Raw genomic sequence first — 12,105 nt, 5'->3', positions numbered from 1 at the left:
AAAGTTGCCAGACGCTCTTTGTGCGGTATTGCCTCAAGGGAACTTTCCCTGCAACCAAAGGAGGAAAAAGCACCTTTATGCTGGAATTAAAAGGAATCAAAAAAGACTATCTCGCCGGAGAAAACACCGTCCATGCTCTGAAAGGCATTGACCTGCGATTCCGACGGAACGAATTCGTTTCCATTCTGGGACCGTCCGGCTGCGGCAAGACTACCATGCTGAACATTATCGGCGGGCTGGATCAGTACACCGAGGGCGACCTCATTATCAACGGACGCTCCACCAAGGATTTCAAAGACCGCGACTGGGACACCTATCGAAATCACTCGATCGGCTTCGTGTTCCAGAGTTATAACCTGATCCCCCACCAGACTGTGCTGCAAAACGTGGAACTGGCTCTGACGCTGTCCGGTGTGTCCAAGGCAGAACGCCGGAAGCGTGCCAAAAAAGCGTTGGAAGATGTGGGGCTGGGCAACCAGCTTTCCAAAAAGCCCAGTGAGATGTCCGGCGGACAGATGCAGCGTGTGGCAATCGCACGGGCACTGGTCAACAATCCGGACATCATTCTGGCGGACGAGCCTACCGGTGCTCTGGATACAGAAACCAGCATTCAGGTCATGGAGATCCTCAAGGAGATCTCCAGGGATCGCCTGATCGTCATGGTCACACACAATCCGGAACTGGCAGAGCAGTATTCCTCCCGCATCATTCGTGTCCTGGACGGTAAGCTGACTGACGACTCCAGACCGCTGACGGAGGAAGAATACCAGCGGGAATTACAGGCAGACAAGGCGGAAAACGAAAACGGCAAAAAGCTGAAAAAGCCCTCTATGTCTTTCGGCACTTCATTCTCCCTGTCCCTGAAAAACCTGTTCACCAAAAAGGGCAGAACCATGCTGACTTCTTTCGCAGGAAGCATCGGCATCATTGGCATTGCACTGGTGCTCTCTATTTCGCAGGGCTTCAACACCTATATCAACACCATTCAGGAAGAAACCCTGTCCTCTTATCCCCTGACGATTCAGAAAACCAACACCGACCTGAGTGCCCTGATGGAAACCTTTATGGGCTATGCCACCTCGGACAGCACCCACAGCAATGATGCGGTGTACAAGAAGTCGGCGATCTACGATATGATGGACGCTCTGAACAACATGGAAACTTCCGAAAACGACCTGAAAAGCTTCAAGTCCTATATTGAATCGAAACGGAAAGACAGCGAAAGCAACCTGCACAGGGCAGTCAACGGCGTACAGTATTCCTACGATCTGGACATGCTGATCTACACCAAAAATGTGGACGGCACCATTATCCACTCCGACACCGAAGAACTGATGCAGGAAATGGTACTGGAACACATGGGCATTGATATGCAGGCAATGACCGATGCCAGCACTTCCATGTTCGGCGAAGACGCTACCTCGATGATGTCCATGGGTATGGGCGGTTCGTCCATGAATCTGTGGCAGGAACTTCTCCCCGGCGACAACGGCAAGCCCATCAACGACCTGCTGAAAAAGCAGTACGATGTGGTCTACGGCTCATGGCCGAACAGCTACGACGAGATCGTACTGGTGCTGGACGAAAACAACGAACTGGACGACATGACATTATACGCCCTCGGTCTGGAACCGAAAGAAGATGTGGACAGCATCATGGAAGCGGCAGTGAATGGCAAGGAACTGCAAAAGGACAACAAAAGCTGGTCCTATGCCGACATTTGCAGCATGGACTTCCGCACGATCCTGAATTCCGACTGCTACCGCTATGACGAAAGCACAGGGCTGTACACCGACCTGCGGGACACCGAAGCCGGCTTGCAGTACCTCTACGACAACGGTCTGAAATTAAAAGTGACTGGCATTATCCGCCCCAATGAAGATACCACCGCTCCGATGCTGTCCGGCTCCATTGCCTATACCAGCGACCTGACCAAGTATATCATTGAACACAGCAAGGAATCCGATGCGATCACTGCCCAGAAGGACAGTAAGAACACCGATATTTTCACCGGCCTGCCGTTCAAGGATACCTCCGGCAGCACCTCTGATGCGGACAAGCAGACTGCCTTTCTGGAATATCTGAACGAACTGGACGACGGCGGAAAAGCACAGGCATATGTACAGATAATGAGCATTCCCACCGAGGAACAGCTGAACGATTCCGTACAGCAGGCAATGCAGGGCATGAGCCGCAGCGATATGGAAGCGGCAATGCTGCAGGGCATGACACAGCAGATGAGCATGAGCGAAAGCGATGTGCAGTCCTACCTGGAATCCATGAGTGACGACGAAATCACCGACACATTCACCCAGATGATGCAGCAGCAAGTCAAGGCACAGTATGCCCAGCAGGTACAGCAGAAAATGGCTGCCATGCAGCCGGCAGAACTGGTAGGAGCTTTGAACCAGCTGCTCCCCACCCTGACCACGGAACAGTGTGCGAATTACTATGACGAAATGATGCAGTTCTCCGATTCCACCTATGAGGACAACCTGAAAGCACTGGGGGATATTGATCTGGACGACCCTGCATCGATCAATCTCTATGCAGCAACCTTTGAGGACAAGGATGTGATCGAAGATGCCATTGCAGACTACAACGAGGGCAAGGACGAAATGGCACAGATCCAGTATACCGACTATGTGGGGCTGATGATGTCCTCTGTGACGAAGATCATCAACACCATTACCTATGTGCTGATCGCATTTGTTGCCATTTCGCTGATCGTTTCCTCCATTATGATCGGCGTTATCACGTTGATCTCTGTACAGGAACGCACCAAGGAAATCGGTATTCTCCGTGCAATCGGTGCCTCGAAGCGAGATGTTTCCAGCATGTTCAATGCAGAAACCATTATCATTGGATTTACCTCTGGTTTGCTGGGCATCGTGGTCACATATCTGCTCTGCATTCCGATCAACCTGCTGGTACACCACCTCACCGGCATTCAGAATCTGAGTGCGGTTCTCCCCGTTCCGGCGGCGATCATTCTGATTGCGATCAGCGTTCTGCTGACATTGATTGCCGGATTTATCCCGTCCAAGAGTGCGGCAAAGAAAGACCCTGTTGTGGCACTGCGTTCGGAATAATTCGAGGCAATACCACACAAATTATAACACCATAAGTAAAAAGCCATACCGCAGAGCGTTTATTCTCTGGGATATGGCTTTTTGGTTTTCTCTATATCGCAAGCTGCGTTACTGTAGCAATTCCGCCAAGTCCTGCTCCGGTGTGGTGATCGGGGTGATACCGTAGCTGTCTACCAGATATTGCAGCACGTCCGGTGACAGAAATGCCGGCAGCGACGGGCCAAGCCGGATATTCCGGATTCCCAGATGCAGCAGTGTCAGCAGAATGCAGACTGCTTTCTGTTCATACCACGACAGCACATAGGACAGGGGCAGTTCGTTGACACCGCAGCCGAATGCCTCTGCCAGTGCCACTGCGACCTGAATCGCACTATAGGCATCATTACACTGTCCCATGTCCATGATTCGCGGCAGCCCATCAATGGTGCCCAGATCCAGATCATGGAACCGATACTTGCCGCATGCCAGTGTCAGCACAATAGTGTCCGGCGGTGTCTGCTTTACGAATTCTGTGTAATAGTTCCGTCCCGCCTTGGCACCGTCACAGCCGCCGACCAAGAAGAAGTGCCGAATCTTTCCTGCCTTGACAGCGTTCACCACCTTGTCCGCCACCGACAGTACAGCACCGTGTCCGAATCCGGTCGTCAGTTCTGTGCCGCCGTTGATACCGGTCTGCTGCTGCGGTGCTGTATAGCCGCCCAGTTCCAGTGCCTTTTCGATGACTGGCGTGAAGTCCTTATCCTTGCCGATGTGTACCATTTCCGGAAAGCCCACTGCTTCTGTGGTAAAAACACGGTCGGCATAGCTGGGCTTCGGCGGCATCAGGCAGTTGGTAGTAAACAGCACCGGTGCCGGAATGGCATCGAATTCTTTCTGCTGGTTCTGCCATGCTGTTCCGAAATTGCCCTTGAGATGCGGATAAGCTTTCAGCTTCGGGTACGCATGTGCCGGCAGCATCTCCCCGTGTGTGTAGACGGCAATGCCCTTGTCCTTGGTCTGTTCCAGCAGCAGCTGGAGGTCTTTCAGGTCGTGTCCGGTAACTACAATAAACGGTCCGGCATCGATCTGCATGGATACCTTGGTCGGCTCCGGTGTGCCGTAGGTTTCCGTGTTGGCACGATCCAGCAGTGCCATACAGCGAAGGTTGACTTCTCCCAGCTTCAGCACTTCCGGCAGCAGTTCCTCCATGGTCAGATCCAGCCCGATCTGCATCAGTGCTTCATAGAAGAACTGATTTACCGTGTTGTCTGTATAACCCAGCACCATAGCATGATAGGCATAGGCTGCCATGCCACGCAGTCCGAACAGCAGCAGCGATTTCAGCGAACGGATATTTTCTTCCGCCTGCCACAGCTGTTCCATGTTGTAATCTTCGTTTCTGCCGCAGGGCGATGCACAGACGGCACACCGGGGAATCATTCTGCCCTGTTCCCGATGCACGCGGTCGATTTGTGCCTGAATCCGGCTGTCGTCAAAATTGACATTGGTCAGAGTCATAAACAGGCTCTCGATCATCAACGCATCTGTCTTTTCTGTAACAAGATCTTCATTGCCGTCCACGGCTCTCGCCAGTCCGATCAGAGCACCGGTCAGTTCGTCCTGTAGCTTCGCTGTGCCGGCTTTTTTGCCGCACACGCCTGCGGCTCCGGTACATGCTGTACAGCCTACAGTCTGTTCACACTGGTAGCAAAACATTTTCTGTTCCATGTTATCTCTCCTCCTGAATGGTTCCGTCTGTTCCAATCACCGTTACGTGACAAGAAATGTCTTTTCCGCTTGCCGCAATGGCACGCTGCACTGCCTGTTCGATACCGCCGCAGCAGGGCACTTCCATTCGTGCCACGGTGACACTGCGAATGGAATGTGCCGCAAAAATCGCCGTCAGCTTTTCCGCATAGTCCACCGCGTCCAGCTTGGGACAGCCGATCAGAGTGATTCTCCCGCGGATAAATTTTTCGTGAAAATTTCCGTAGGCATAGGCGGTACAATCTGCCGCGATCAGCAGATCGGCATCATCAAAATAGGGTGCCATGACACCTGCCAGCTTGATCTGCACCGGCCACTGGGAAAGCTGACTGGGACAGGCTGCTCCTGCTGCGGGAGCAGTGCTTCGCTGAAACTGTTTGGCACGCATTCCCGGACAGCCGGAAAAGGGCTTTTTCTGTGCCAGCTTCTGGGCACGCTGCACAGCTGCTTCGTCATAGGCAGGGGCTTCCCGCTCCTCAAAAGTGATCGCATCGGTGGGACATGCCGGCAGACAGTCGCCCAGACCGTCGCAGAAATGTTCCCGCACCAGCACTGCCTTTCCGTCAATGATGTCGATCGCACCCTCGTGACACGCCCTGGCACAGGCTCCGCAGCCGTTGCATTTGTCACGGTCAATGTGAATGATTTTTCTTATCATGTGTATTCCTCCTCATATCATACGCAAAAGCTTTGCCTTTCGATACTGTTGCCTTGACTTTCTGTATCCATTATAGTATAATAACAGCATCTTGTATGTTGAAATTTCAACAAAACGGAGGTTCACATGGAGAAAATTTTTCCAATTTTAAAGCAGTGTCCGCTGTTTGCTCACATTGCCGAAAGCGACTTGTCCGCCATGCTGCACTGCCTGCAAGTCACGGTGCAGCACTATGACAAAGGGCAAATTGTGATACACGAAGGCGAAAAGGCAGAACGGTTTGGCATTGTGCTGACCGGTGCGGTGCAGCTGTGGCGTATCGACTACTCCGGCAACCGGAGCATTATGGCAAACGTGGAGCCTGCACAAATTTTCGGCGAATCCTTTGTCTGTGCAGAAGTGGAATCGATTCCCATACAGGCAGTGGCATCTGCGTCCTGCGACGTGATGCTGATCGACGGCAGCCGCATTCTGCACGCCTGCGGCAACGGCTGCGAATTTCATCAGCAGGTGATTTTTCATCTGCTGCAAATCATTGCCCGCAAAAATCTGGTGTTTCACCAGAAGCTGGAGATCACCTCCAAACGTACCACACGGGAAAAGCTGCTGACCTATCTCAACCAGCAAGCCCAGCGGCACCGGTGCAGCACGTTTACCATTCCGTTTGACCGGCAGGAACTGGCGGATTTTCTGGAAGTGGACCGCAGCGGGCTTTCCGCAGAGATCAGCAAGCTGCGAAAAGAGGGCGTGTTGGAAAGCGAACGGAGCACGTTCCGACTGCTGTGACCAGATAAAAAAGCTGTGCAGGTTATCAAAAACCTGCACAGCTTTTTTGCAAATATAAAGGAGATGATATTGTCTGTATTTCGGTGCTTAGGGAACACCGCATAAAGCTTGTGCGTAAGATGCGTAGTCAGATTGCGTACAAAGCCGTCAGGCGGGCTTTATTGCAGTGTTTCCTTTTATTCCTTTACCAGTTCTGCACCCAGAGCCGCACACTTTTCCAGTGCTTCATTGTCCGGAGTTTCGTTGACGATCAAACCTTCGCCGCCAACCAGTGTTGCACCGTCATTCTTGGCACGTTCTTCCCAGTTCCGCATCCATTCGCCGTCGCCCCAGCCATAGGAGCCAAACAGAGCGATGGTCTTTCCGGACAGGTCGCCTTCGATCGAAGCGAAGAACGGTTCGAATTCGTCTTCTTCCAGAACCTCATCGCCCATTGCAGAACAGCCAAATGCGATACGGTCATAGTCTGCAATGCTGCCGCTGAAGTCAGATACTGCGAACAGTTCTGCACCTGCTGCATCTGCAATTGCCTGTGCCATCTGTTCGGTATTGCCTGTGCCACTCCAATAAATTACTGCTGCTTTCATGCTTTTTTCCTCCTAAAAATTCTGCTGACTTTCGCCGGCAACCGGTGATATTGCAAAGCTTTTTGCAATATTACCCTTATGATATTTTCAGAGCCTGCAAAATATTACAGCCCTTACTCAACTTTGCACAGAGAAATACTCTGCACTTCTCATAGCTGGCAAATGTCCGGCGTGCCTGTTCCACGTTTCCGTACACCTTCCAACAACCGCACAGCTTGCAGTTCTCCCCCTGATGCGTGATAAAACCGTCCACATCTTCCAAAGGGTACCCCAGAAAAATTCCGATCTCATGGGGAAATTCCGGCTTCTCCGCAATGCGGTTCTGCAACCGCATCAGACATGCCGCCAGATCCATATCAGCGGTGTAACCATACCGCAGCAGAAAACGCCGGATTTCCGGCTGTTCCAGCCGTTTTTGCAGCAACTTCGGGCGATACAGCAGTACCAGCTGCCGCTTCTGACAGCGGCACATGATCTGCATCTGCAATCCCCCGCGGACTGCCTGTGCATTAAACGCTGCCGCATACGCCGGAATGTCAAATTCCTCTCGGGACAAGGACACCAGACTGGCACACTTGATGCCCAGCAGTGTCGGTGCCGTAAAATGGGCAAGCTTTTTTTCGAATGTTCTGCACTCTCTTTCGGACATGGTTTCACCTCTGATTTGCAATGCTGTACGTTTTGTATATCTCAGGAAATACACAAGGGTTAGAAAAAGCTAACTACTTTCCCGAAAAAACAGAGCTTTTTCCCGCTCTGCATAGTTAGTTTTCACTAACAGTAGTTAGTATAGCATAACTCAAACCGTTTGTCAAGTGTTTTTTGCAAAAAAAATACGGAACATGCCACAGGGCACATTCCGCATTCACACATAAAGCCTTTATATAGCGTTTCTCTTAGTATCTGGGTTCAAACTTGGAACAGGAGTTCAACGCCTGTGTCGTTCTTGCAGTCTGGTAGCAGGTCTGCTTTTCTGTCATTTCCACTTGGAAATAGTCCTTCGTTTTCATCTGGATCATTGTGCTGCCCATTGCACCGTTCCAATGACGGCACAACACGCATTTTTTTGCCGTTTTCAAAAGTGTGTACTTTGCCATATTCCTCACCTTTCCGTCCGGAATGCTCCGGTGTTTCCGATATTCCTGCAAGTCGTCTGCCGCAGCTATGTACTCGCTGTAAGGGATTCTCCTTACATACTCTATCATACACTTCATATCGGACAGGTGACTGTCTGTTCAAAAAGAATTTACAACATTTTGCATTTTTCGAACAGCAAAAACGTGTTCCCGCAAAGATGCAATGCACGATTTTCCGTACAATCATTTTGTGGGAACACGTTCTACAGTTTAGCTTTGTACGGTGTTGCCTCAATTAAACCGTTCGTCAATGACACGGGCAGTCTTTTTGGTGCTGCGGGGCAGTACGCCAACTTCTACCACTTTGACGATCGGTGTGAAGCCGATACGGCTCTTGACCTGCTCTGCAATGCGGCGGCTCAAGTCTGCGAAGTCCACATCACCAGTGGATTCTACATAGATTCGCATGGTGTCCTTGCCGTCCAGATGAGAGATGCGAATCTGGTACTCGCTGGAAATTTCATCAAATGTGCTCAGAATCTCCTCGATCTGGCTGGGGAATACGTTTACGCCCTTGATCTTCATCATGTCGTCGGTTCTGCCCATAATGATGTCGATACGCGGGAACTTGCTGCCGCAGGCACAGGTGCCCGGAATGATGCGGGACAGATCGTGTGTACGATAGCGAATCAGCGGTGCACCCTGCTTGACCAATGTTGTGATGACGATTTCGCCGATCTCGCCGTCCGGCAGATTTTCGCCGGTGACCGGATCGATGATCTCCAGATAGATATAGTCGTTCCAGTAGTGCATACCGCAGTTTTCCTTGCAGCTGATGCCGATGCCCGGACCATAGATTTCTGTCAGACCGTAAATGTCATACAGTTCAATGCCCAGTTCGCCGGAAATCCGGTCACGCATTTTCTGACTCCAACGCTCCGAACCGATAACACCCTTTTTCAGATGAATCTTGTCCCTGATGCCACGTTTGCCAATTTCCTCCGCCAGCAGCAACGCATAAGAAGATGTGGAACACAGCACGGTGCTCTCCATATCCATCATCATTTGCAGCTGCTTCTCGGTGTTGCCCGGTCCCATGGGAATGACCATTGCTCCAAGCTTTTCCGCACCGTTCTGGAAACCAATACCGGCTGTCCACAGACCGTAGCCCGGTGTGATCTGAATCCGGTCTTTTTTGGTGATGCCGGCAGTTTCATAACAACGCTTGAACTGGATTGCCCAGTCGTCTACGTCCTTGGCGGTATACGGGATAATGACTGGTGTGCCCGTAGTACCGGAGGACGAGTGGATCCGGACGACTTCTTCTTCCGGTACTGCCATCAGTCCCAGCGGATACGCGTCCCGCAAATCTTTCTTTTCCGAAAACGGCAGCTTCGCGAATTCCTCCGGCGTGTGCACTTCTGTCATGCCGGCAGCTTCCAGCTTTTTGCCGTAAAAGCTGTTTGAGCGTATCAACGCCTGCATGCGGTCGTTGACCTGTTCCAACTGTGTTTGTGTAATCTTCATTGTCAAAACCTCTTATTCTTCAATATGCAGTGCTTTCCGGTTCAATTCCCGAAACTGCGGCTTTACAGTACGTTCCATGGTTTCCGTCACTTCTTCCAATGTCAAAGGCAGTACCCCGCTGCGGAGTACGGCTCCCAGCATGACCATGTTCAGCACTTTCGGGGAACCGATCTTCCGGCAGGCAGCATCGCCGTCCAGCATCGTCAGATTGCCGGCATGCTTCTGCAAATAGGCGATCATTGCCGCGGCATCATAGGCACCACCGCCCAGCGTTGCTGTTACCGGCTGAATCGGGTGCGTGTTGAGAACAGCTGTTCCCTCCGGTTTCAGATAAGGCAACATGCGGACAGCTTCCGCCGGCTCAAAGCCGATCAGAAGATCTGCTGTGCCCTTGGGGAACATGGGGCTGTACAGCTCCTCTCCCATGCGGAGAAAGCTGAACACGCTGCCGCCCTTTTGTGCCATGCCAATGGTTTCCGCACTCATTACCGGAATGCCCTTTGCCATTGCCGCCGCTGCCAGCAGTTTGGAAGTCAGGACAATGCCCTGTCCTCCGACACCGCAGAGAATGATATTCTTACGCATGACAAGCACCTCCTATTGCCGCAGTGGGGCAGACCTGTGCACACAGTCCGCAGCCGGTGCAAAGTGCCTGTTCGATCTGCACCTTGCCGTCCTGCAGCATGATCGCCGGACAGCCCAGTGTCCGGATACATTTCTTACACTGTATACATTTGCTCTCTTCGATCCGTGCCGGTTTGCCGGACTTGATGAGTACGGCACAGGGCGACTTGAAGATGATCGCCTTTACACCGTCCTGCACAGCCACCCGTTTTACGCAGTCAATTGCCTCCTGCAAGTGCAGCGGGTTTACGGTTTCTACGGTTTTCACACCGATGCCGTGGAGCGTGTCCTCGATGCTCACCTTGTCCACCACTTGCCCCATCATGGTTTTTCCGGTGCCGGGGTGAGGCTGATGTCCGGTCATTGCTGTGGTGGAATTGTCCAGCACTACCAGCGTCATATTTGCCTGATTGTATACCGCGTTGACCATGCCGGTAATTGCCGAAGCAAAAAATGTGGAATCCCCCACGAAAGCAAAACAAGTGGTATCCGGTTCGATTTTTCCAATGCCCTGCGTCATGTTGACACCGGCACCCATGCACAGACAGGTATCCACCATGTCCAGCGGCATGGCGTTGCCCAGCGTATAGCAGCCAATATCTCCGCAGAATACGCTCTTTTTGCCTTTCATCGCTTCTTTTACGGCAAAGAACGAGGCTCTGTGCGGACAGCCGGCACAGAGCACCGGCGGACGTACCGGCAGTTCAGGTGGCTGGTCTGCTGTGTTCTGCTCCGGCGGCTGCCAGCCCAGAAAGGCTGCCAAATCTGCCGCCACGCTGTCGCAGGAATTCTCTCCGGCAAGAGCCACGTCCTCTGTCAGCTTGCCGCGGATACGGGTGGGCAGGTGGTACTTGCCGCAGAGGTACACCAGTTCCTGTTCAATGACAGGATCCAGCTCCTCCAGACACAGCACCTCGTCCAGCCCCTGCAAAAACTCCACTGCCAGCTGTTCCGGAAACGGGAACGGTGTTGCCACTTTCAGCAGCCGCGGTGCAGCTTTGCCGTGCAGGGCTTCCATGGTATAGGAAAAGCTGATGCCATGGGTGGCAATGCCCTTCTTACATACGGTATCTGTTTCCGGATAGATCCGGTTGCGGGGATAGTCGGAAAAGACACTTTGCAGTTCGGTATTCCGCTTTTCCATACGGATATGATTCTGATAGGACAGCTTGGGAAAAATCACCCACTTGGAAGAGTCTTTCACAAACCCCTCCGGCGAGTTGAACTGATATTCTGCCGCATCTTTCACCGTGATCGAAGCGTAGCCATGACAGACTCTGGTCGTCGGGCGAAACAGCACCGGTGTGTGGTAACGCTCCGAATAGGCAAACGCCTCCTGAATCATGTCATAGGCTTCCTGCACGCCGGAGGGGTCGAAGCAGGGCAGCTTGGAGAACGCCGCAAACCGCCGCGTATCCTGTTCGGTCTGCGAGGAGATCGGCCCGGGATCGTCTGCCACCAGTATCACCATGCCGCCTTTGACACCAATATATGCCAAACTCATCAGCGGATCAGAAGCCACGTTCAGCCCCACCTGCTTCATGGTCACCATGGTTCGTGCACCGCAGTACGCCGCACCGGCAGCCAGTTCCATTGCCGCTTTTTCGTTTGTGGACCACTCCACATAAATGCTGCCGTCATTGTGCTTGGCAGTCGTTTCCAGCACCTCGGTAGACGGCGTTCCGGGATAGCCGGAAACCACGTTCAGACCTGCCGCAATGGCACCCATGGCAATCGCAGCATTTCCCATTAAAAATTCTGTATGCATGTTAACCTTCCAATCTGTTTTGGGAATCCCAGTCCGCTGGGAACGGCTTTTCGCAAGTCAAGATGCACAAAAGCCTGTCTTTTATTATAACGGAATTTGTTTGCAAAGTCAAGTGTTCTGCAATAAAACAAATCCCATTTTATTACACGTGCAACAAAAAGCCGCCATGCACAACTGCACAGCGGCTCTCTATTTCAGGAAAATTAGGGAAACGCTGCATAAAGCCCGCCTGACGGCTTTG

The 12,105-nt window shown here is 52.2% G+C and carries 10 protein-coding genes; 2 read left to right on the top strand and 8 right to left on the bottom strand.

What is annotated here, in order from left to right; genetic code table 11:
• Positions 1-77 precede the first annotated feature (77 nt).
• A complete protein-coding gene (locus RUMCAL_RS05640) occupies positions 78-3,092 on the top strand; it encodes an ABC transporter ATP-binding protein/permease (RefSeq protein WP_021681662.1) in 3,015 nt (1,004 codons plus the stop codon).
• A gap of 108 nt (positions 3,093-3,200) precedes the next feature.
• Here RUMCAL_RS05640 and hcp read toward each other — a convergent pair whose 3' ends face one another.
• Positions 3,201-4,799 (bottom strand): hydroxylamine reductase, encoded by a 1,599-nt coding sequence (hcp, locus tag RUMCAL_RS05635; protein ID WP_021681661.1) that lies wholly within the window; start codon positions 4,797-4,799, stop codon positions 3,201-3,203.
• 1 nt (position 4,800) lies between these two features.
• Positions 4,801-5,496, bottom strand: coding sequence for an ATP-binding protein (locus tag RUMCAL_RS05630; RefSeq protein ID WP_021681660.1), 696 nt, complete (start codon positions 5,494-5,496; stop codon positions 4,801-4,803).
• Positions 5,497-5,622: 126 nt separating this feature from the next.
• Between RUMCAL_RS05630 and RUMCAL_RS05625 the strand changes: the two genes are divergently transcribed.
• On the top strand, positions 5,623-6,282 hold the full coding sequence (locus RUMCAL_RS05625) for a Crp/Fnr family transcriptional regulator (protein WP_021681659.1): 660 nt from the start codon (positions 5,623-5,625) through the stop codon (positions 6,280-6,282).
• Positions 6,283-6,458: 176 nt separating this feature from the next.
• On the opposite strand, the gene RUMCAL_RS05620 is transcribed toward RUMCAL_RS05625, so the two are convergent.
• From RUMCAL_RS05620 to iorA, 6 genes are all read right to left on the bottom strand, one after another.
• Positions 6,459-6,869 (bottom strand): flavodoxin, encoded by a 411-nt coding sequence (locus tag RUMCAL_RS05620; protein WP_021681658.1) that lies wholly within the window; start codon positions 6,867-6,869, stop codon positions 6,459-6,461.
• A gap of 76 nt (positions 6,870-6,945) precedes the next feature.
• A complete protein-coding gene (locus tag RUMCAL_RS05615; protein ID WP_021681657.1) occupies positions 6,946-7,518 on the bottom strand; it encodes a DUF3793 family protein in 573 nt (190 codons plus the stop codon).
• Positions 7,519-7,765: 247 nt separating this feature from the next.
• Positions 7,766-8,074 (bottom strand): hypothetical protein, encoded by a 309-nt coding sequence (locus RUMCAL_RS05610; protein ID WP_156902439.1) that lies wholly within the window; start codon positions 8,072-8,074, stop codon positions 7,766-7,768.
• Positions 8,075-8,236: 162 nt separating this feature from the next.
• Positions 8,237-9,472 (bottom strand): phenylacetate--CoA ligase family protein, encoded by a 1,236-nt coding sequence (locus RUMCAL_RS05605; protein WP_021681655.1) that lies wholly within the window; start codon positions 9,470-9,472, stop codon positions 8,237-8,239.
• 12 nt (positions 9,473-9,484) lie between these two features.
• Positions 9,485-10,057, bottom strand: a complete 573-nt coding sequence (locus RUMCAL_RS05600) for an indolepyruvate oxidoreductase subunit beta (protein WP_021681654.1) — start codon at positions 10,055-10,057, stop codon at positions 9,485-9,487.
• Positions 10,050-11,864, bottom strand: coding sequence for an indolepyruvate ferredoxin oxidoreductase subunit alpha (gene iorA, locus RUMCAL_RS05595; protein ID WP_021681653.1), 1,815 nt, complete (start codon positions 11,862-11,864; stop codon positions 10,050-10,052). The genes RUMCAL_RS05600 and iorA overlap by 8 nt, the downstream gene beginning before the upstream one ends.
• Between the last annotated feature and the right edge of the window lie 241 nt (positions 11,865-12,105).

It is taken from the genome of Ruminococcus callidus ATCC 27760 (assembly GCF_000468015.1).
Lineage (GTDB): Bacteria > Bacillota > Clostridia > Oscillospirales > Ruminococcaceae > Ruminococcus_C > Ruminococcus_C callidus.
This window is presented reverse-complemented; position numbering and strand designations above follow the sequence as displayed.